Source organism: Streptomyces sp. NPDC058691, assembly GCF_042714775.1.
GTDB lineage: Bacteria > Actinomycetota > Actinomycetes > Streptomycetales > Streptomycetaceae > Actinacidiphila.
Genome location: NZ_JBHXSO010000028.1, coordinates 94,548 through 113,865 on the forward strand (window position 1 = coordinate 94,548; position 19,318 = coordinate 113,865).

Below are 19,318 nucleotides of genomic sequence, written 5' to 3' on the forward strand. Positions count from 1 at the left end.
GTCGGGTACGCCGGGGCCGGACCGGGGCCGTCGAGGGCCGATCGGGGGTCGCTGGGGGAAGTTATCCACAGGCCGGGTGGGGGCCTGGTGTGCGCCGATGACCTTGCGTAACGTTCCGTGCCATGAAGATCCTGATCAGCGCGGACATGGAAGGCGCCACCGGGGTGACCTGGCCCGGTGACGTCGTGCCCGGCAGCGGCCAGTGGGAACGCTGCCGGCACCTGTTCACCTCGGACGTGAACGCGGCGGTCGCCGGCTTCTTCGACGGCGGGGCCGACGAGGTCGTGATCAACGAAGCGCACTGGAGCATGCGCAATCTGCTGCTGGAGCAACTGGACGAGCGGGCCCAGATGCTCACCGGCCGCCACAAGGACCTGTCCATGGTGGAGGGCGTCCAGCACGGGGACGTGGACGGGGTGGCGTTCGTGGGGTACCACACGGGCGCGGGCACAGAAGGTGTGCTCGCCCACACCTACCTCCCCAACTCCATCACCGGGGTGTGGGTCAACGGGGACCGGGCGAGCGAGGGATGGCTCAACTCCCTGGTCGTCGCGGAGTACGGGGTGCCGGTCGTGCTGGTCACAGGTGACGACCGCACCGCGCTGGACGCCCACCGGTACGCGCCGGCGGCGCGGACGGTGGCGGTCAAGGACTACGTGTCACGGTACGCGGCGGTGTGCCGGCCACCGGCCCGGACCGCGGCGGACATCAGGGCGGCGGCCAAGGAGGCGGCCGGCATCGCGGTGCGGCAGGAACCGGCGCAGGGTGGACCGTTCACGATCGAACTCGAACTCGACGCGGAGCACCTGGCGGGCGCCGCGGCCGTGGTGCCCGGCGTCGAGCGCACAGGTGAGCGCCGCGTCACGTACACCTCACCGACCATGTACGAGGGGATCCGCTGCTTCAAAGCTGTGACGACCCTCGTCTCGGCAGCAGTGGAGGAGCAGTATGGCTGACACCCAGGCACTCGACGAGGCGGTCCGGTTCACCTCGGAGCTCATCCGGATCGACACCACCAACCACGGCGGCGGGGACGGCAACGAGCGCCCGGCCGCGGAGTACGCCGCCGGGCTGCTTGCCGAGGCCGGCATCGAGGCGGCCATCCTGGAGTCCGCTCCCGGCCGCGCCAACTTGGTGGCGCGCATCGAGGGCACCGGGGCGGGCGGCGCGCAGGGCGCCCTGCTGGTCCACGGGCATCTCGACGTCGTGCCGGCCCAGGCCGACGACTGGAGCGTGCACCCCTTCTCCGGGGAGGTGCGCGACGGCGTGGTCTGGGGCCGCGGTGCCATCGACATGAAGGGCACCGTGGCCATGGTGCTGGCCACCGTGCGTTCGTGGGCACGCGAGGGCGTACGCCCGGCGCGGGACATCGTGCTGGCCCTCACCGCCGACGAGGAGGACAGCGCCTCCTACGGATCGGGTTTCCTCGCGGATCAGCACGCCGAACTCTTCCGGGACTGCACGGAGGGCATCAGCGAGTCGGGCGGCTTCACCTTCCACGCCGGCCCCGGCAAGCGGATCTACCCCGTCGCGGCGGGGGAGCGAGGCACGGCCTGGCTGAGGCTGACCGCCGACGGCCGGGCGGGACACGGTTCCAAGGTGAACCGGACCAACGCCGTGACACGGCTCGCCTCGGCCGTCAGCCGTATCGGTGAACACCGCTGGCCGGTGCGGATCACCCCCACCGTCCGGGCCGGCCTGACCGAACTGGCCGCGCTCTACGGTGTCGAGCCCGACTTCACGGACGTGGACGCCCTGCTCACCAAGCTCGGTACCGCGGCCGCGCTGGTCGAGCCGGTGATCCGCAACACCTCCAACCCGACCATGCTGGAGGCCGGCTACAAGATCAACGTCATTCCGGGCCATGCGGTCGCCCACATCGACGGACGTGTGCTGCCCGGCGGTGAGGAGGAGTTCGCCACCACCATGGACGAACTCACCGGCCCGGACGTGAAGTGGGAGTACCACCACCGGGAGATCCCGCTGGAGGCGCCCGTCGACAGCCCGGTCTTCGGGGCGATGCGCGAGGCCCTGCTGCACTTCGACAGCGGGGCGCACGTGGTGCCCTTCGTGATGGGCGGCGGCACCGACGCCAAGCAGTTCTCCCGCCTGGGCATCACCGGCTACGGCTTCTCCCCGCTCAAGTTGCCCGAGGGCTTCGACTACGCGGGCATGTACCACGGCGTCGACGAGCGTGTCCCCGTCGAGGGCCTGCACTTCGGCGTCCGGGTCCTGGACCGGTTCCTGCTCGGCACGCACACCACGATCACCGGAGGAGAGCAATGAACCCGACGCCGCGCACCGCGCCCTACGGCGCCTGGGAGTCACCGGTCGACGCCCGCACCGCCGCCGCCCATGACGGACGCCCGGACTTCCCCGGCTTCGTCGGCGACGAGGTGTGGTGGACCGAGCCCCGCCCCGCCGAGGGCGGACGGCGGGCGCTGGTGCGCCGGCTGGCCGACGGCACCGTGGAGTCACCGCTGCCCGCGCCGTGGAACGTCCGCACCCGCGTCATCGAGTACGGGGGCCGGGCCTGGGCGGGCACGACGGGGCCGTCCGGCCCGCTGATCGTCTTCGCCCACTTCGCCGACCAGCGGCTCTACGCCTACGAGCCCGGGGTACCCGATGCCGTGCCCCGGCCGCTGACCCCCCTGTCCCCGGTGGGGGACGGGCTGCGCTGGGCCGATCCCCAGCTCCACCTGGACCGCGGTGAGGTCTGGTGCGTGCTGGAGGAGTTCACCGGCGACGGTCCCCTCGACCTGCGGCGGGTGCTCACGGCCGTGCCGCTGGACGGTTCCGCGGCCGAATCGCGGGACGCCGTGCGCGAACTGTCCGATGACACGCACCGCTTCGTGACCGCGCCCCGGCTCTCCCCGGACGGACGGCAGGCCGTCTGGATCGCCTGGGACCACCCCCGTATGCCCTGGGACGGCACCGAGCTCAAGCTCGCGCAGGTCGCGGCCGACGGCACCTTCGGCGCCGCCCGCACGATCCTCGGCGGGCCCGCCGAATCGGTCGCGCAGGCCGAGTGGGCGGTGGACGGCACCCTGCTGGCCGCCACCGACCGCACCGGCTGGTGGAATCTGCACCGGGTCGACCCCGCCACCGGCGCGGTCGTCAACCTCTGCCCCCGGGACGAGGAGTTCGCCGGCCCCGCCTGGCAGATGGGAGCGCGCTGGTTCGCGCCGCTCGACAGCGGAGCGGTGGCCGTGCTCCACGGGCGCGGTGCCCAGCGGCTCGGGATACTCGAACCGGCCACCGGCGAACTCGCCGACGTGCAGGGGCCGTGGAGCGAGTGGGCCGGACCCCTCGCGTCGTCCGGGACCCGGGTCATCGGCGTCGCGGCCTCCGCGCGCACCTCCGTCGAGGTCGTCGAACTCGACACGAGCACCGGTCGCAGCCGCGTCGTCGGCGCCGCCCACGAGGACGTCGTGGACCCGGCGTTCGTGCCCGAACCCGTCGAGCGGGTCTTCACCGGCCCCGGCGGGCGGGAGGTCCACGCACAGGTGTACCCGCCGCGCAACCCCGGTTTCACGGCGCCCGAGGGCGAACTGCCGCCCTACGTGGTGTGGGTGCACGGCGGCCCCACCAGCCGCACCCCGCTCGTGCTCGACCTGGAGATCGCCTACTTCACCTCCCGCGGCATCGGCGTCGTCGAGGTCAACCACGGCGGCTCGACCGGCTACGGGCGTGCCTACCGCGAACGGCTGCGGGAGCAATGGGGCCTCGTCGATGTGGAGGACTGCGCCGCCGTCGCCGAGGCACTGGCCGCGGAGGGCACGGCCGACCGCGGCCGGCTCGCCATCCGCGGCGGCAGCGCCGGCGGCTGGACCAGCGCGGCATCCCTGACCACCACCGACGTCTACGCGTGCGGCGTCATCCTGTATCCCCTGCTCGACCTGACCGGCTGGGCCGCGGGCGGTGAGACCCACGACTTCGAGTCGCAGTACCTCGACTCGCTCGTCGGTCCGTGGGCCGAAGTCCCCGACCGTTACCGCGAGCGATCGCCGATCACCCATGCCGAACGGCTCACGGTGCCCTTCCTGCTCATGCAGGGCACGGACGACGTGATCTGCCGGCCCGTGCAGTGCGAGCGCTTCCTCAAGCGCATCGCCGGGCGCGGCATCCCGCACGCGTACCTCCTCTTCGCGGGCGAGGGACACGGCTTCCGGCGCGAGGACACCCTCGTCACCTCTCTGGAGGCCGAGCTCTCCCTCTACGGGCAGGTCTTCGGCTTCACCCCGCCCGATGTACCCCCTCTGGAGCTCGGCAAGTGAGATCCCCGCATCCCCTTCATCCCCCGCATGGCCGTCATCCCCTTGAACCCTCGGCGCCCCTCCGGCCTCTCGTCCGACCGCGCCGGCTCGTCCCCGGCGACCGCGTAGCCGTGGTCGCCCCCAGCGGGCCCGTGCCACCGGAACGACTCGAGGCAGGGCTGGACATCCTCCGTGACTGGGGGCTCGACCCGGTGGTGGCCCCGCATGTGCTGGACCGCCACCCCGGGTTCCCCTACCTCGCCGGGCAGGACGCGGCACGGGCCCACGACTTCCAGCAGGCGTGGGGCGATCCCGAGGTGGCCGCCGTCCTGTGCGCACGCGGCGGTTACGGCGTTCAGCGGATGACCGACCTGCTCGACTGGGACGCCCTGCGGGCGGCCGGGCCGAAGCTGCTGCTCGGCTTCAGCGACATCACCGCGCTGCAGGAGGCCTTCGCCCTGCGACTCGGCCTGGCCACCCTGCACGGCACGATGATCGCCGCGCAGGCGTTCATCAAGGACGAACCGACCCGCGACCACCTCCGGGCGACGCTTTTCGAGCCGGACACCGTGCGGGTGCTCGGGTCCGCCGGTGCGCGCACACTCGTCCCCGGTACGGCACGCGGGATCACCGTCGGCGGCTGCCTGAGCCTGCTGGCCGCAGGTATCGGTACACCGGACGGCCGCGGCGGCCTGGCCGGAGGCATCCTGCTGCTGGAGGACATCGGCGAGGAGCCGTACCGCATCGACCGCATGCTGACGCAGCTGCTGCGCTCCGGCCTCCTGGACGGTGTCGCGGGCATAGCCCTCGGCTCGTGGCAGGACTGCGGCCCGTACGAGCGGGTCCGCGAGGTGCTGCGCGACCGGCTGGGCGGGCTGGGCGTTCCGATTGTGGAGGAGCTCGGGTTCGGCCACGGTGACAGCAGCCTCACCGTGCCGCTCGGTGTGCCCGCCGTGCTCGACGCCGACGCCGGCACGCTGACCCTGGAGGTGCCCGCCCTCGACGGATGACGGCTGTGCTGTGCTGGCTGTGCCGTGCCGTGCGCCGAGCGGTCGCGGCACAGCATCCCCCGGAAGCTCGAACCCCTGACGGCCGTGCGCGTCCGGCCAGAGCGGCGCGTGCCAGGACCTACGGTCGAGAACATGCGGGTACTCGTCACGGGCGGCGCGGGCTTCATCGCTAGGCCGGCGTGCGCGACCTGGTGTTCGCCGGCTCGATGGTGGTGTACGGCGAGGGCTGTTACGCCTGCGGCACGCACGGCCTGGTACGCCCCGGTCCGCGGCGGCCAGAAGACCTCGCCGCGGGGCGCTTCGAACCGCCCTGCCCACAGTGCGCCGAGCCGTTGCGCCCCGGCCTCGTCGAGGAGGACGCTCCCGCCGACCCGCGCAACGTCTACGCGACCACCAAGCTCGCCCAGGAGCACCTGGCGGCCTGCTGGGCGCGCGCGTGTGGGGGGCCGGGCCATCTCCCTGTGCTGTCACAACGTCCACGGACCCCGCATGCCCCGCGACACCCCCTACGCCGGAGTCGCCGCGCTGTTCCGCTCCGCCCTGGCGCGCGGCGAGGCACCCCGCGTCTTCGAGGACGGTGGCCGGCGGCGGGACTTCGTGCACGTCCACGACGTCGCGGCGGCCAACGTCACCGCGCTCGGCACCCCCCGCTCCGCCGCCCTCCGCCCCGGCACGCTGCGCGCCTACAACGTCGGCAGGGCGAGCCGCACACCGTCGGCGATCTCGCCCGCGCCCTGTCCGCGGCGTACGGCCGGCCGGAACCGCTGACCACCGGTGAGTACCGCCTCGGCGACGTCCGGCACATCACCGCCTCGTCCCGGCGGCTGCGCGACGAACTCGGCCGGCGGCCGCGCGTCCGATTCGCCGACGGCATGGCCGAGTTCGGGGAAGAGGCCTGAGTCCTACGGCGCCGCGACCGGGAGCACCACCTCGAAGCGGCAGCCGCCGGGGACGTTGCGCACCGCGGCCCGCCCCTCGTGGGCCTCGACGATGCCGCGCACGATGGCCAGCCCGAGGCCCGCGCCCGCCGGCGGAGTGCGCGCGTCCGTTCCCCGCCAGCCGGTGTCGAAGACGCGCGGCAGGTCATCGGCCGGGATGCCGCCGCAGCCGTCGGTCACCGACAGCACGACGGAGTCCGCCGCGCGGTGCGCGGCCACCGCGACGGTCCCGTCGGCCGGGGTGCGGTGGATGGCGTTGACCAGCAGGTTGGCCAGGACTCGGCTCATCTCCCGGCCGTCGACCTTCACCGGCACCGGGTCGTGGGCGCCGTCACGATCCCCGACGAGCAGTACCCCGTGCTCGCGGGCGAGGGACTCCGCTGCGGCGAGGGCGTCGTCCACGAGGTCGTGGACGGACACGCGGGTCGGTGTCAGGGCGAGCACCCCTGCCTGGATACGGGAGAGTTCGAACAGGTCACCGACCATGCCGGAGAGCCGCTCGACCTCGGCGCGGATACGGCGGTGATAGCGGGCGGGATCGTCGACGACCCCGTCCTCCAGGGCCTCGGCCATGGCGCGCAGACCGGCGAGCGGCGTGCGCAGGTCGTGCGAGATCCAGGCGACGAGCTCGCGCCGCGAGGCCTCCAGGGCGCGCTCGCGCTCACGTGAGGCCGTGAGTTTGACGCTGGTGGCGGCCAGTTCGCGGCCGAGTGCGGCGAGTTCGGCGGTGGGCGCGGTGGCGGGCGCCGAGAAGCCGCCCCCGTCCCCGAGGACGCGGGTGGCCTCGGCGAGCGCACGGCTGCCCGCCACGACCCACCGTCCCAGCAGCAGCGCGACGGTCAGGGAAACGGCCGCCGCGATGGCGCACACCGTCGTGATCACGCCCAGATCGTGCGAGGACAGGAACATCGCCCAGGCGACCGAGAGCGTCCCGGCGAGCATCGCGCCCACCGCCACGGCGGCCACCACCGCGAGCGACAGGGCCACCGAGCGGCGCCGCAGCAACCGCAGGGCGAACGCGCCGAGCAGGCCGGCGACGGCCGCGCCGAGGGCGGCGTAGGCGGCGATGAACAGCAGATCACGCATCGACGGCCTCCGTCGCGGGCACGGCGGGCGGGTCGAAGCGGTATCCGACGCCCCAGACGGTGCTGATGAGCCGGGGCCGGGCCGGGTCGTCCTCGATCTTCTCGCGCAGCCGGCGCACATGGACGGTGACAGTCGACAAATCGCCGAATTCCCATCCCCACACCCGGTGCATCAGCTCCTCGCGGCCCACGACCCGGCCCGGATGCTGGAGGAAGAACGCCATCAGTTCGAACTCCCTCATGGTGAGGGCGAGCTCGACGCCGTCGCGCGTGGCGCGGTGGGCGGCCGGGTCGAGGGTGAGCGGCCCGGACCGCAGCGCCATGCCGGTTTCCGCGCCGGTTTCCGCGCCCGTTCCCGGGCCGGTCGCCGTGCCGGACGCGGCCTCGCGGCGGGTGCCCGCGCGGCGCAGCACCGACTCGACGCGCAATACCAGTTCGCGCGGGCTGAACGGCTTGGTCACGTAGTCGTCCGCGCCGACCTCCAGGCCGAGGATGCGGTCGTCCTCGTCGCCGCGTGCCGTGAGCATGACCACCGGTATCTGGCCTTGGTCGGCGCGGATGCGGCGGCACACCTCCAGCCCGTCCAGGCCCGGCAGCATCAGGTCGAGCACGACGAGGTCGGGGCGGGCCGCCGCGGCGCAGGCGAGTGCCGCGTGGCCGTCCGCGGCACGGTCGACCGTGAAGCCCGCGCGGACGAGATAGCCGGTCACCACCTCGGCCACGGTGGGGTCGTCGTCCACCACGAGGACACGGGCGGGGGAAGCGTCGCTGGTCACGCTCCGAGTCTCGCACCGGGCACGCGCCGCACGCCGGGGTGGTGGCCTCCCGCCGGGGGCGGCCGGGTTCCTTAGTGCCGCATGACAGAAATGTCGGTTCCGTATTCATGGGGTGAGGAAGGTGACCGACACTTTCCCCTCCCGGGTGGACGGGATCCTGCCCGGCTTTGACGAGGCCGATCCCAGATCTCCCTGCCCGCTCCATCTGCCGGTCCGGCCTCCGGTGGCGTCCCTCGCCGACTCTCCGGGGGGCGATGACCGCGCACCCGCGCGGGGACGAGCCGCCGCCGACGCCCGCGCGGTGGCGGCGGCCGCGCCCGGCACCCGATTCGCGGCGGAACTGGGCCGATGACGACGCGTACGCGCCTACCCCGCGCACCAGGGCGGTCCGCTCTTCCGGCGTCGGCCCTCGCGGTCCACCGCGCGTGACGTCAGGAGGGCTGTGCCGCCGACAGCGCGGTGACCGCGACGATCCCGTCGCATTCGGCGAACACCCCGTCGTCCAGGGCGACCTGGTGACGCCCCGCGCCACCCGGCAGGCCCAGCACCATCGTCGGGTACTGCACCGGCGCCTCTCCCGACGCGCAGTAGCCGTCACCCTCGCCCTGGACCTGATGGAACGTCAACTTGACCCACACCCGGCCGCCCGGCGCCACCGTGACCGGTGCGGCGGTGCCGCTGTGCTCCACGGTCAGCGGCACGTTGAGCTCCGGCGAGCCGTTGGCCGCCCCGGCCACCGTGGGGAACCCCTCGACTGTGCAGGCGGTTCCGGAGGTGTTCGTGAAGCCCACGATCGCCGCCCCCGTGCCCGTCCCCTGCGGCCGCTGCGCCGCCTGGCGCGCCGGCCCCGCCTCCAACGCCGTGTCCCCGCAAGCGGATCCCACCGGACCGTCCGATGCGATCGGCGACGCCGAGGGGCCCGGCGCGGACGAAGCCGAGGAAACAGGGGAGGCCGAGGAAGTCGGCGAAGCCGCAGTCACCGAGCCCGTGGGCACCGGCGGCTTCGCCGTGCCGTCGTCCCCGCGGCATCCGGTCAGAAGTGCCGCCGCCGTACAGACCAGCACCGCCGCCGTCGCGGCGCCGCGCGCGTTCATGTGCTCCATGACGTCCCCCAGTTGTTCGGCCCGGCTCGCCGCCGGCGTTCGGCTCGGAACACGCGGGCGCCGACCGGGACGGTTTCCGGACGTACATGGCTGATACGGAATGGTAACGCATTGCGGTCACATCGCCACGTTCCGGATTCTGGTGATCGCGCAGTTCAGCACGGCGTTTCGCGCTCCCGAGCCTCGACCTGGCCGATGGTGATGGCGATGGCGATGGCGATGGCGCCGCCGGGATCGCGACCCTCGCCGCCGTCCTCGGCGGGTTCCCTCGGCATGCGGTGGAACGGGGCCGTCCCGGGCAGGAGGAGAGGTACGACTCGACCGGGGAGGATCCGACCCATGCATTACGACCGGATACCGCGCACGTCCGCCGCGGTCCTCGCGCTGTCCGTCGCCGCCTCGCTTTCCGCGTGCAGCGGTTCCGGCGACACCGGGGGCGACGGGGACGCGGCCGATCGTCCGGCGATCACCGTCACCCCCGCATCCGCCAAACAGCCCGTTCCCGTCGACCGCAAGGTGGCCGTCCGCGTCACCTCCGGCCGGCTGGACTCCGTCCGCGTCACCGCGCCCGGCCCCGGACCGCTGTCCGGCACGCTCGCCGCCGGCAAGGCGGGCTGGACGTCCACCGGGCACCTCGCGCCGGGCGTCACCTACGACGTCGTCGCCCGCGCCACCGGCGACGACGGCAAGGCGCTCACCAAGCACGTACGCTTCACCACCGCCGAGGCCGACCGCACCTTCGTGGGGGAGTACCACCCCGACAAGGGCACCACCGTCGGCGTCGGCATGCCGGTGTCCATCGTCTTCAATCAGCCCATCCGCGACCGCGCCGCCGTCGAGCGCAAGCTCGCCGTCACCGCCTCGCCCGCCGTCGACGGCTCCTGGAGCTGGATGAAGGACTGGAGCGGCCGGGACCGCGTCGACTGGCGGCCCCGCGGTTTCTGGAAGGCCGGCACCGACGTCACCCTCCGCATGAACCTCGACGGTGTCGACGCGGGCGGCGGCCTCTACGGCACCCAGAACCGCGTCGTGCACTTCCGGATCGGGCACGCCGTCACCACCACCGTCGACACCTCGCGCAAGACCCTCACCCTCCGCCGCGACGGCAAGGTCGTGCGGACCCTCCCGGTCTCCACCGGCAAGCCCGGCTACGAGACCTGGAACGGCACCATGGTCGTCCTGGAGAAGACTCCCAGCATCACCATGAACTCCCGCACCGTCCGCATCTTCGGCCCCGAGGCCTACAACCTCAAGGACGTCAAGTGGGACGTCCGCCTGACCACTTCCGGCACCTTCTCCCACGCCGCGCCCTGGAACGACGGCAAGTTCGGGCGCGTCAACGGCAGCCATGGCTGCATCGGCATGAGCACCGCCGACGCCAAGTGGTTCTACGAGCACGTCGGCATCGGCGACCCGGTCACCGTCGTCAACTCCACGGACACCGTCCAGCTCAACAACGGCTACGGCGACTGGAACGCCGACTGGTCCGACTGGCGTGCTGGGAGCGCCCTGTGACGCGGGCCGACGGCACGGCGGGGGTCGGACACGACAAAGCCCGCGCAGAATGCGCGGGCTCCCTCGACGACCTACGAGGTGGGACTCCCTTCGCCGGCATGGTCCGGATCAGGTGCTAGGGGTCGCTCTCCGGTCCTTGCCTCTTCCCTGACCTTCAAGCCTCTCAGCTCGGCCGTTGATCCCGGTCGCGGGGGAAGTGGGACCTTCCCTGTCCGCTCTCGGTGCTACCGAACTCCCTCGCTCGCCCCGTAGGCCTCTTCCAGGCTAATACCGATCCTCGCGCAGCACTAGCGGCAAATCCACCCATTCCATGATTTTTGGGACTACTGGCGCCGGGGCGCCTCCCACGTCCCGCTCAGACGCGGTCGAACGGCTCCGCGTAACGGAACGCCCCGCTGATCGAGGGGGTGTACGCGGCCAGCGGCCGCACCTGGAAGTACGGGCCCCACGCCGCGTCCGGCGGCGTGATCCGGTAGTCCGTACTGGCCCGGAAGCCGAAGCGGCCGTAGTACGCCGGGCTGCCCAGCAGGGCCACCAGCGGCTCCCCGAGCGCTTCCGCCGCGCCCAGCACGCTGTGGACCAGGGCCAGCCCGGCCCCACGCCGGTGGTACTCCGGCGCCACGCTCAGCGGGCCCAGCGCCGCCACGGGGACCGCGTCCACATGGCCGCGCGAGCACACGACATGCCCGACCACGGCACCCTCGTCGTCCGTGGCGACCAGCGACAACAGGGGCAGCCACGCTCCCGATTCCCGCAACTCCGCGACCAGCGTGGCTTCCACGGGCACCTCCGCGCCCGGTTTCGCGAAGGCGGCCGCCGTCACGGCGTGCACGGCGGCCAGGTCGTCTGAGGTTTCCCGTCGGATCAGCACGCGGGCAGTCTCCGGTCCGCCCGCCCTTCCGGCAACCGGTTTTTCCCCTGCCGGGTCCCGGTGCTTGGTACCCGGGGCCTCAGCCGCCGCCGACGACCAGTCCGCGGGGCCCGCCGCCGGGGACTTCGCCGGGGAAGGGGCCGCGGAGAAGCGAGACGAGGCCGTGGGCGAGGTCGTCGCGCCAGCAGAGGTAGTCGTGGCCGCCGTTGTACTCGCGGTGGGCGACCGCGTACCCCTTGGCGCTCAGGGCGTCGCGCAGGCGGCGGCCGGCGGCCGGCACGCCCCACTCCTGGAGACCGGCCGACAGGTGGAAGCGCACGGGTCTGCGGGCCAGGGCCCGGACGCGGCCGGTGAGCCACTCCTCCGGGCAGGCCCCCTCCCGGCGGGCGGCCGGCCACCAGAAGGCGCCCGACTGTGCCAGGACGTTGCCGAAGCGCTCCGGCCGCCGCAGGGCCGCGTAGGCCGCGGCCAGGCCGCCGAGACCCTGACCCGCGACGACGGTCCGTGACGGGTCGCCGGTGACGGGCCAGCGATGGGCCGCCCAGGGCAGCAGTTCACGCGTAAGGAAAGCCACGAAGCGTTCGTCGCAGGCGAGTTCACGTCGGCGGGTGTCGCTGTCCAGCGCGTCCGGCAGCAGCGCGACGAGCGGTGGCAGCAGACCCACGCGGATGAGGCCGTCGAGCATCCCGGAGATGCCCAGTTGCTGCCACACGTCGCCGTCCAGCAGGACCACGACCGGCAGCCCGGCCAGGTCCTCGTAGCCGGCGGGCGTGTAGGTCCACACCCGCCGCCAGTTGTGGAGGTGCCCGCTGCGCAGCGTGTGCACCGACAACTCGCCCGTCCCGGTGCCGGGGCGGGTCCGGCCGCTGCCGAGCGCCACGGGAGCGGCGGGCAGGGCCACCACGGACAGCGGCTCGGCACCCCAACGGCTGGGAAAGACGGCCCGGTTGAGCGGGTCGCGGCGCGGATGGCGGCGCAGCCGCCGCAGGTACGCCTGTCTCGCGCCGGGCGCGTCCGGCGCGCCGGACGTGGAGCCGCCCGCCGGGCCGTCCGGCCCGAAGCCGCCCGCTGTGCCGTCCCCGTTGCCCTCGTCGGCCTCGTCGTCACCCTCGCCGTCGTCCACGCAAAGGGCGTACGTGGCACGCCAGTCGGCCCGCATCCGTATCGTCCAGTGCCACACGTCCGTGCCCGGGACGCGGGCCATGAGGTTGCCCGCCAGGTCCTCGGGGTCGACCACCTGGTTGGGCAGCACGAGGACGGTGCGCGTCGCGGCCGTGCCCCGCCACAGGAAGGTGACGGCGGCGTGCCCCGGGTCACCGTCGATGGCCTCCACCAGGGGGGTGCCCTCGGCTTCCACGGCCCGCCAGAAGTCCCCCTCCCGCTCGGGGCGTTCGGTGAGCGCCGCGATCCGCGGGCTACGGGCGCGTTCCACCGGCGCGGGCCGGGGGAAGCGCGGCGCGCGCAGCGACGTGCCGGACGGCGGGCTCCACAACGCGGACAGCATGATCGGCAAACCCTCCTGGACGCCTCCGATGGCAAAGGTCATTTAAAGTCACGTTCTCCTCTACCTGAAGTCGCCGTGAGGCCCGTCGCACCGCGACCAAACCCCTGTCGGCGCGGGCCGATCCGGGGTTCCATGTCCTCACCTGCCCATCGGCGCCGAAGAGAGGGAGCCTCTTGGCCACCACCGTGCGACGCAGCACCCTCACCCTCCCCGCAGCCCCGCTCGGCCCGGAGAACCCGCTGCCCGCCCTGCGCGCCCCGCACGAACTGCACGTGCCGGCCGAACCCGACGCAGCCGAGAACGCCGACCTCCCGCCCGCGATGGCCCGTCGCCTCGCCTACGGGCACCTGCGCACGCTGCTCCCCGTACCGCGTCTGGACGGCTACACCCGCGAGCGCACGCCCACCGCCCTCGACGCCGTCGTCATCGAGAACGACCGCCTGCGCGCCACCGTCCTGCCCGGGCTCGGCGGCCGCCTGTACTCGCTGCACCACAAGCCCACCGGGCGGGAACTGCTGCACGTCAACCCCGTCCTGCAGTTCGCCGACTTCGGGCTCGCCGGGGCCTGGTTCTCCGGCGGCGTCGAATGGAACCCGGGTGCCACCGGTCACACCACGATGACCTGCGCCCCGCTGCACGCCGCCCGCGTCCCCGCGCCCGACGGCGGCGAGATGCTGCGCCTTTGGGAGTGGGAACGGCTGCGCGACCTGCCGTACCAGATCGACCTGTGGCTTCCCGACGGCTCCGACTTCCTCTATGCCGGCGTCCGTGTCCGCAATCCTCACCACCGGACCGTTCCCCTCTACTGGTGGTCCAACACCGCCGTGCCGGAGACACCCGGCACCCGTGTCCTCGCCCCCGCCGGTCACGCCTGGCACTTCGGTTCCAACCGGACACTGCACCGGGTACCCGTTCCGGAAGCGCCCACCGCGTCCGAACACCCGGCCGACTGGTTCTACGACCTGTCCGACGGCACCCGCCCCTGGATCGCCGCACTCGGCACCGACGGCCACGGCCTCGTCCAGACCTCCACCGACACCCTGCGCGGCCGCAAGCTCTTCGTCTGGGGCCAGGGGCGCGGCGGCCGCCGCTGGCAGCGCTGGCTCGCCGGCGACACCGATACCGGCGGCTATCTGGAGATCCAGGCCGGTCTCGCCCCCACCCAGCTCGAACACCTGCCGCTCGCCGCCGGCACCGCCGTGTCCTGGCTGGAGGCCTACGGACCCCTCGACGCCGGGCCGGACGCCGGTACGGGAGACGTCGAGGCCCGCCTGGAAGCGGCCCTCCCGCGGGAGCGGGTGCGCGCCGCGTACGAGGCATGGCTCCCCGCCGCCGACGCCGAGCCCAAGGACATCCTCGCCACCGGCTCCGGCTGGGGCGCCCTGGAGGTGCTGCGCGGCCGCTACGACCTGCCCGGCACGCCCTTCGTCCCCGAGACCATCGGCGAGCCGCAGAAGCCGTGGCTGGAACTGCTCCTCGCCGGCGTCTTCCCCAAGGCCCCGGGCGACGACGCCCTCCCCGCCCCCGTGCTCGTCTCGCCCGAATGGCGCGAACTCCTGGAGACCGCGGGCACGTACGACGGCAACGAGTGGTACCTCGACCACCACCTCGGCCTCGCCCAATGGGACGCAGGCGACCGCGCCCAGGCCGTCCGCAGCTGGGAGCGCTCCGCCGCCCGCACCCGCTCCTGGCTGCCTCTGCACTGCCTCGCCGCCGCCGACCTGGCCGACGGCAACCACGCGCGCGCCGCGGAGCGTTACCTCGACGCCGTACGCGCCCAGGCCGAGGGCACCTCCCCGGCCGGCGTCCGCGCCGCCCTCGCCCGCGAGGCGGTCCCGGCCCTGCTCGCGGCCCGCCGCCCCGCCGACGCCGCCGCCGTCCTCGGCACCCTCCCCGCCGACGTCCTCGCCCGCGGCCGCTTCCGCCTCCTGCACGCCCAAGTCCTGCGCGCCCGGGGCGACATCGCGGGCGCCCTCGCCGTCTTCGACACCGGCTTCACCGTCGACGACCTGCGGGAGGGCGAGGACTCCCTGCACCTCACCTGGCAGGCCCTGGGCGACGGCGAACCGCTGCCCGAGGCCTACGACTTCCGCATGACCCCCTGAAAACCGGTGGCCCACGGCGCACGACACCCCGCACAGTGGTGCCTCCCGAGCACCACCAAGAGGGGGGAAGCCCATGTCGACGCTGCGCGTCACCGCCGAACGGCTCACCATCCACGACCACCCGAACGCGGACGCCCTGGAGCTCGCCCAGGTCGGTCTCTACCGGGCGGTCGTGGCCAAAGGGGCCTACCGCACCGGTGACTTCGCGCTGTACATCCCGGAGCAGTCCGTGCTGCCGGACGCCCTGATCGCCGAACTCGGCCTGACGGGACGGCTCGCCGGCGCCGCCGCCAACCGCGTCAAGGCGGTCCGGCTGCGCGGCGAGCTGTCCCAGGGCATCGTGTGCCGCCCCGCCGCGCTCGACGGCACGGACCTGGCGCAGGCCGCCTCCGGCGAAGCCGACTTCGCCGGAGTGCTGGGCATCACCAAATGGGTGCCCCCGGTCCCGGTGTCGATGAGCGGAGACGTGGAGTCCGCGCCGGACCTGCTGCCGTGGATCGACATCGAGAACCTCAAGCGCTACCCCGGCGTCTTCGCGCCCGGCGAACCGGTCGTGATCACGGAGAAGCTGCACGGCACGGCGTGCGCCCTGACCTACGTGGCGGCGACGGGGCAGGTACTGGTCACCTCCAAGGGGCTCGGCGCCCAGCGACTGGCCCTCAAGGAGTCCGCGCAGAACCTGTACTGGCGTGCCGCGCACGGCCACGGCCTGCCCGCCGTCGCCGCCGCTCTGGCCGAACGGCTGGGTGCCGCCCGGGTCGCGCTGTACGGCGAGGTCTACGGCTCCGGCGTCCAGGACCTCGGCTACGGCGCGGACGGGCGCGGCGGCGTCCCCGGGTACGCGGCCTTCGACGTGGCGGCGGAGATCGACGGCGCCGTGCGCTGGCTGGACCCGGCCGAGTCGCTGCCCGAAGGAGCGCTGCCCCTGGTGCCCCGGCTGCACGCGGGCCCCTTCGACCTCGACGTCGTCCTGGAACTGGCGCGGGGCGCCGAGACCGTCTCCGGCCGCGGCCTGCACCTGCGGGAAGGCGTCGTCGTCCGCGCCGCCGCTGACCGCCACAGTCCCGTGCTCGGCGGCCGTGCCATCGCCAAGGTCGTCAGCGACGCGTACCTCACCCGCAAGGGCGGCACGGAATTCGAGTAATTGGAGCAAGCGGCATGCATGGCTCTCCCGTCGCTGGGCAGGCGCAGCACCCGAGTCACCCGACACAGCGCACGCAAGAGAAGGGAACGGCCATGACCGACTTCAGCGCCCCCAACGGCGCCCAGCCGCCGGCACAGCGCGCCCTGCACGAGATCGCCACGGGCGGCGACAACGCCTCCGCCCTCAGCACCCTCGCGGCCAGTGACGTGCTGCTCCCGGTCCCCGGGGCACCGGAGGCCGCGGGCGGCGATGACGCGGAGCAGGAGACGATCAGCCTGCCGGTGTTCGAGCAGGAGGACGGCACGAAACTCGTGCCGGTCTTCACCTCGGAGGTTCGTCTCGCCCACGCCCTGCCCAATGCCAGGGGCTACCGAATAATGCCCCTGTCCGCGCTGAGCAGCGGATGGCCCTCGGACGAGCTCACGCTCTCCATCGACGCGGGGTCGCCGGACACCCTGACCATCAAGGGCGAAGGGGTCAGGGCCCTCGCGGGCCTGTCCGGTTGAGCCGGAGGTCCTGAACAAACCTGGGGACATGACGTTGCCCCCGGCAGGCGGAGGCCGGCCGGGGGCAACGTCGTACCGGGCAGCGCCCGGGGCGTGGCCTCCCTACATGGGCCGGTAGACGGTCAGGGCCTCGTTGACCTTGTCGACGAGCAACTCGGCCGGGGCGGGCGCGATCTCGCCGTCCGCGGCGAGCCGAGTCCCCGGGCCGATGCCGCCCAGGCGCACCCGTCGCAGCAGGGCGGTGGTGGAGCCGGTGAGGGCGGCGGCGAGCAGCCGGGTCCTGGCATAGGGGCTGCCGGGCACCATGCGGACGTCGAGCTGTCCGTCGGCCAGGTTGCGGCGGCGGACGGGGGCCGGCCCGAGGCTGCGGTAGGCGCCGTTGCCGGCGAAGAGCATCCACACCGAGTGGCGGCGCCCGTTGATGTCGACGTCGACGGGGCTGGACGTGCGCAGCACGTGGACCGCGGCGAGGACGCCGGCCGGCCAGCTGCCGACGCGGCGGGACCAGCGCTCGCGGTAGCGGACGAGCTCGGGGTAGACGCCGATGCTGAAGGTGTTGAGGAACAGGGACGGCCGTGCGGCCTTGCCGTCCTCCCCGCCCCTGTCGCCGCTCCCGTCCAGCGGTGTGATGCGGGCGACGTCGGCCGAGATGGCGGTGCCCGCCTCCACGGCACGCGCCGCGTCGTCGATCGAGTCGATGGCCAGGTCCATCGCGAAGTGGTTGTACGTGCCGCCGGGGGAGACCATGAGCGGCACGCGGTGCCGCAAGGCGATCTCCGCCGCGAGGCGGACGCTGCCGTCGCCGCCGTGGACGCCGAGCGCGCCGCCGGACTCCGCGGCCTGGCGGGCGGCCTTCTCCAGCATCTCCGCGAGGTCGTCGTCCTCGGAGCACTCCTCGACCACGGCCTCCGGCAGCACCGCCCGCAGCCGGTCCGCGGGCATGCCCATCAAGGGCGGCGGCCCGGAGACCTCGTTGACCACCACGTACAGGCCGCGCCCGCCCGGGAGGGCGGGCGCGTCGGCCTGCGGCGTGGGCGGCACGGCGAGGTCTCGGCCGGTCGGCACGAGACCGCGCACGGCCAGCGCCGCGCCGGCGCCGAGCGTCATCCCGGCGAGCACGTCGCTGGGGTAGTGCACGCCGGTGTAGATCCGGGAGAACGCCACCGACCAGGCGAGCGGCGCCACGACCGCCCCCCAGCGGGGGGACTCGACGGCCACCCCCGCCGCGAAGGCGACCGCGGAGGCCGCGTGACCGGAGGGGAAGGACGTGCTGCCGGGCTGCCGCGACAGGCGCCGGATCATCGGCACGGAGTCCAGCACCGGGCGGGCCCGGCGCACCGCCCCCTTGCCGACGGTGTTGACCACCGCCGAGGCGAGGGCGAGCGATCCCACGCCGCGCAGCGCCGCTCGCCGCCCCGGGCGGCCGCCGACCACCGCGATGCCCGCGGCCACGCCGAACCACAGCGCGCCGTGGTTGGCGGCGCGGCTCAGCCGGGGCAGCACGGGCTCCGCGGCCGGCCACTCCCGTGTCGCGACCCGCTGGAACAGCTCCTTGTCCCACGCGCTCAGCTTCGGGCGCACATCGACTCCCTCCTGATCGATTCCACTGCCGGGTCCGTCCGGGGTCAGGCCCGCGGGCCCATCCCCAGCGTCCGTACGACTTCCTGGACGTTGGCGTACCGCCGGTTGTCGCCCGGCAGGCCGTCCACCAGGTCGGTGAGCGGGTCGGGCGCGTGGTGGTCGCGCAACGCCCGCAGCAGGTCGCCGCGCCGGGCCGGGAACGTCTTGCGGGTCAGGTGGCGGGCCAGTTCGAACGGCAGCGACGTGCCGTCCGTGGCGCCGGACAGGACGGGACCGTTCACGACCGCGAGGTCGTCGTCGGCGGCCGGCTCGGGGTCGTGCCACTCGTCGACCCGGGTCGGATGCCCGGAGCGCAGCAGTCCGCGCAGTTCGTGCTTCATCTCGTCGTCTCGGTGGACGCTCAGGCGGTCGCTTCCTCGTTGCACGATGGCTCCTTTCCTCGGGGGGCCGGGTACTTCCTCGTCTACCCGTTCGCGGCGTTGAATGCCTGCCGAATACGGTACGAAGCGGATGAATCGGATCGTCCGGGGTACCAAACGGGCGAGGCCACCGGCAGCGAAAGGAAGGTGCGCGGCCCATGAGCCCATACCGCGGCGGGGTCGACCCCGCAGACCTGGACGAACGGCAGCTGGTGAACGAGCTGGAGTCGGTGCACCGCACCCGGCACGAGACCTTGCTCCACGGATCGCCTGCGGCCCTCGACGCCCACAACTCGCGCATGGTGGCGCTCGAAGGGGAGTATCTGCGCCGCCATCCGCAGCGGATCACCGCCCCCGGCCGCACCCGCGCCGGGGCGCGTGCCCGGGTCCTGCAGATGCCGGCGCAGTCCGCGTCCGCGGAGTAGCCGCGGCGGACGGCACGCGGCCGGGGGCACCACGACTGCCGTGTGGCGGCGTCCGACCGGACAGTGGGGCGTGCGAAGGC

Annotated in this window: 16 protein-coding genes, 1 pseudogene and 1 riboswitch; of the genes and pseudogenes, 10 read left to right on the forward strand and 7 right to left on the reverse strand. The window is 73.6% G+C overall.

What is annotated here, in order from left to right:
• The first annotated feature begins 122 nt into the window (after positions 1 to 122).
• From ACFWVC_RS21120 to ACFWVC_RS21140, 5 genes and pseudogenes are all read left to right on the forward strand, one after another.
• Positions 123 to 956, forward strand: a complete 834-nt coding sequence (locus ACFWVC_RS21120) for a M55 family metallopeptidase (protein WP_384287971.1) — start codon at positions 123 to 125, stop codon at positions 954 to 956.
• Positions 949 to 2,286, forward strand: coding sequence for a M20/M25/M40 family metallo-hydrolase (locus tag ACFWVC_RS21125; protein ID WP_384287973.1), 1,338 nt, complete (start codon positions 949 to 951; stop codon positions 2,284 to 2,286). The genes ACFWVC_RS21120 and ACFWVC_RS21125 overlap by 8 nt, the downstream gene beginning before the upstream one ends.
• Positions 2,283 to 4,277: a prolyl oligopeptidase family serine peptidase gene (locus tag ACFWVC_RS21130; RefSeq protein WP_384287975.1), complete on the forward strand. Its 1,995-nt coding sequence runs from the start codon at positions 2,283 to 2,285 to the stop codon at positions 4,275 to 4,277. Before ACFWVC_RS21125 ends, ACFWVC_RS21130 begins: the two co-directional genes overlap by 4 nt.
• A 110-nt stretch (positions 4,278 to 4,387) precedes the next feature.
• Complete coding sequence (locus ACFWVC_RS21135; RefSeq protein WP_384287977.1) at positions 4,388 to 5,266, forward strand: LD-carboxypeptidase; 879 nt, start codon at positions 4,388 to 4,390, stop codon at positions 5,264 to 5,266.
• Positions 5,267 to 5,439: 173 nt separating this feature from the next.
• Positions 5,440 to 6,150 (forward strand): annotated as a pseudogene (locus ACFWVC_RS21140) (NAD-dependent epimerase/dehydratase family protein); the annotation flags it as partial.
• A gap of 18 nt (positions 6,151 to 6,168) precedes the next feature.
• Here ACFWVC_RS21140 and ACFWVC_RS21145 read toward each other — a convergent pair.
• The 3 genes from ACFWVC_RS21145 to ACFWVC_RS21155 all read right to left on the reverse strand — a co-directional run bounded on the left by ACFWVC_RS21145 (position 6,169) and on the right by ACFWVC_RS21155 (position 8,949).
• Positions 6,169 to 7,290 (reverse strand): sensor histidine kinase, encoded by a 1,122-nt coding sequence (locus ACFWVC_RS21145; protein ID WP_384287979.1) that lies wholly within the window; start codon positions 7,288 to 7,290, stop codon positions 6,169 to 6,171.
• Positions 7,283 to 8,065 (reverse strand): response regulator transcription factor, encoded by a 783-nt coding sequence (locus ACFWVC_RS21150; protein ID WP_384287981.1) that lies wholly within the window; start codon positions 8,063 to 8,065, stop codon positions 7,283 to 7,285. The genes ACFWVC_RS21145 and ACFWVC_RS21150 overlap by 8 nt, the downstream gene beginning before the upstream one ends.
• A 431-nt stretch (positions 8,066 to 8,496) precedes the next feature.
• The gene (locus tag ACFWVC_RS21155) at positions 8,497 to 8,949 is read right to left on the reverse strand and encodes a DUF4232 domain-containing protein (RefSeq protein ID WP_384287983.1); all 453 of its coding nucleotides are present in this window, start codon (positions 8,947 to 8,949) and stop codon (positions 8,497 to 8,499) included.
• A gap of 558 nt (positions 8,950 to 9,507) precedes the next feature.
• Between ACFWVC_RS21155 and ACFWVC_RS21160 the strand changes: the two genes are divergently transcribed.
• A complete protein-coding gene (locus ACFWVC_RS21160) occupies positions 9,508 to 10,683 on the forward strand; it encodes an Ig-like domain-containing protein (RefSeq protein WP_384287986.1) in 1,176 nt (391 codons plus the stop codon).
• Positions 10,684 to 10,751: 68 nt separating this feature from the next.
• A riboswitch (TPP riboswitch) is annotated at positions 10,752 to 10,903 on the reverse strand.
• A gap of 135 nt (positions 10,904 to 11,038) precedes the next feature.
• On the opposite strand, the gene ACFWVC_RS21165 is transcribed toward ACFWVC_RS21160, so the two are convergent.
• Together ACFWVC_RS21165 and fes are read right to left on the reverse strand one after the other, a co-directional pair.
• Entirely contained in the window at positions 11,039 to 11,554 is a 516-nt protein-coding gene (locus ACFWVC_RS21165) for a GNAT family N-acetyltransferase (protein WP_384287987.1), read from the reverse strand.
• A gap of 79 nt (positions 11,555 to 11,633) precedes the next feature.
• Complete coding sequence (gene fes / locus ACFWVC_RS21170) at positions 11,634 to 13,058, reverse strand: enterochelin esterase (protein WP_384287989.1); 1,425 nt, start codon at positions 13,056 to 13,058, stop codon at positions 11,634 to 11,636.
• Between the two features lie 173 nt (positions 13,059 to 13,231).
• Between fes and ACFWVC_RS21175 the strand changes: the two genes are divergently transcribed.
• From ACFWVC_RS21175 to ACFWVC_RS21185, 3 genes are all read left to right on the forward strand, one after another.
• Positions 13,232 to 15,163 carry a DUF5107 domain-containing protein gene (locus ACFWVC_RS21175; protein WP_384287992.1) on the forward strand — a complete coding sequence of 644 codons (1,932 nt, stop codon included), beginning with the start codon at positions 13,232 to 13,234 and terminating at the stop codon, positions 15,161 to 15,163.
• 73 nt (positions 15,164 to 15,236) lie between these two features.
• Positions 15,237 to 16,307, forward strand: a complete 1,071-nt coding sequence (locus ACFWVC_RS21180) for an RNA ligase (ATP) (protein ID WP_384287994.1) — start codon at positions 15,237 to 15,239, stop codon at positions 16,305 to 16,307.
• 92 nt (positions 16,308 to 16,399) lie between these two features.
• Positions 16,400 to 16,813, forward strand: a complete 414-nt coding sequence (locus ACFWVC_RS21185; RefSeq protein WP_384288001.1) for an SseB family protein — start codon at positions 16,400 to 16,402, stop codon at positions 16,811 to 16,813.
• Between the two features lie 102 nt (positions 16,814 to 16,915).
• Here the strand turns inward: ACFWVC_RS21185 and ACFWVC_RS21190 are convergent, their stop codons facing one another.
• Positions 16,916 to 18,394, reverse strand: coding sequence for a phosphatase PAP2 family protein (locus ACFWVC_RS21190; RefSeq protein ID WP_384288004.1), 1,479 nt, complete (start codon positions 18,392 to 18,394; stop codon positions 16,916 to 16,918).
• A 44-nt stretch (positions 18,395 to 18,438) separates the two neighbouring features.
• Positions 18,439 to 18,819 carry a DUF2795 domain-containing protein gene (locus ACFWVC_RS21195; protein ID WP_384288007.1) on the reverse strand — a complete coding sequence of 127 codons (381 nt, stop codon included), beginning with the start codon at positions 18,817 to 18,819 and terminating at the stop codon, positions 18,439 to 18,441.
• A gap of 152 nt (positions 18,820 to 18,971) precedes the next feature.
• On the opposite strand from ACFWVC_RS21195, the gene ACFWVC_RS21200 reads away from it, so the two are divergent.
• On the forward strand, positions 18,972 to 19,238 hold the full coding sequence (locus ACFWVC_RS21200; protein ID WP_384288011.1) for a DUF6158 family protein: 267 nt from the start codon (positions 18,972 to 18,974) through the stop codon (positions 19,236 to 19,238).
• Positions 19,239 to 19,318: the final 80 nt, after the last annotated feature.

Bases quoted from the DNA above. Each gene is read 5' to 3' on its own strand.
- ACFWVC_RS21125 (WP_384287973.1), top strand. From the start codon at position 949: ATGGCTGACACCCAGGCACTCGACGAGGCGGTCCGGTTCACCTCGGAG.
- ACFWVC_RS21200 (WP_384288011.1), top strand. From the start codon at position 18,972: ATGAGCCCATACCGCGGCGGGGTCGACCCCGCAGACCTGGACGAACGG.
- fes (WP_384287989.1), bottom strand. From the start codon at position 13,058: ATGCTGTCCGCGTTGTGGAGCCCGCCGTCCGGCACGTCGCTGCGCGCG.
- ACFWVC_RS21185 (WP_384288001.1), top strand. From the start codon at position 16,400: ATGACCGACTTCAGCGCCCCCAACGGCGCCCAGCCGCCGGCACAGCGC.
- ACFWVC_RS21160 (WP_384287986.1), top strand. From the start codon at position 9,508: ATGCATTACGACCGGATACCGCGCACGTCCGCCGCGGTCCTCGCGCTG.
- ACFWVC_RS21120 (WP_384287971.1), top strand. From the start codon at position 123: ATGAAGATCCTGATCAGCGCGGACATGGAAGGCGCCACCGGGGTGACC.
- ACFWVC_RS21130 (WP_384287975.1), top strand. From the start codon at position 2,283: ATGAACCCGACGCCGCGCACCGCGCCCTACGGCGCCTGGGAGTCACCG.
- ACFWVC_RS21180 (WP_384287994.1), top strand. From the start codon at position 15,237: ATGTCGACGCTGCGCGTCACCGCCGAACGGCTCACCATCCACGACCAC.
- ACFWVC_RS21145 (WP_384287979.1), bottom strand. From the start codon at position 7,290: ATGCGTGATCTGCTGTTCATCGCCGCCTACGCCGCCCTCGGCGCGGCC.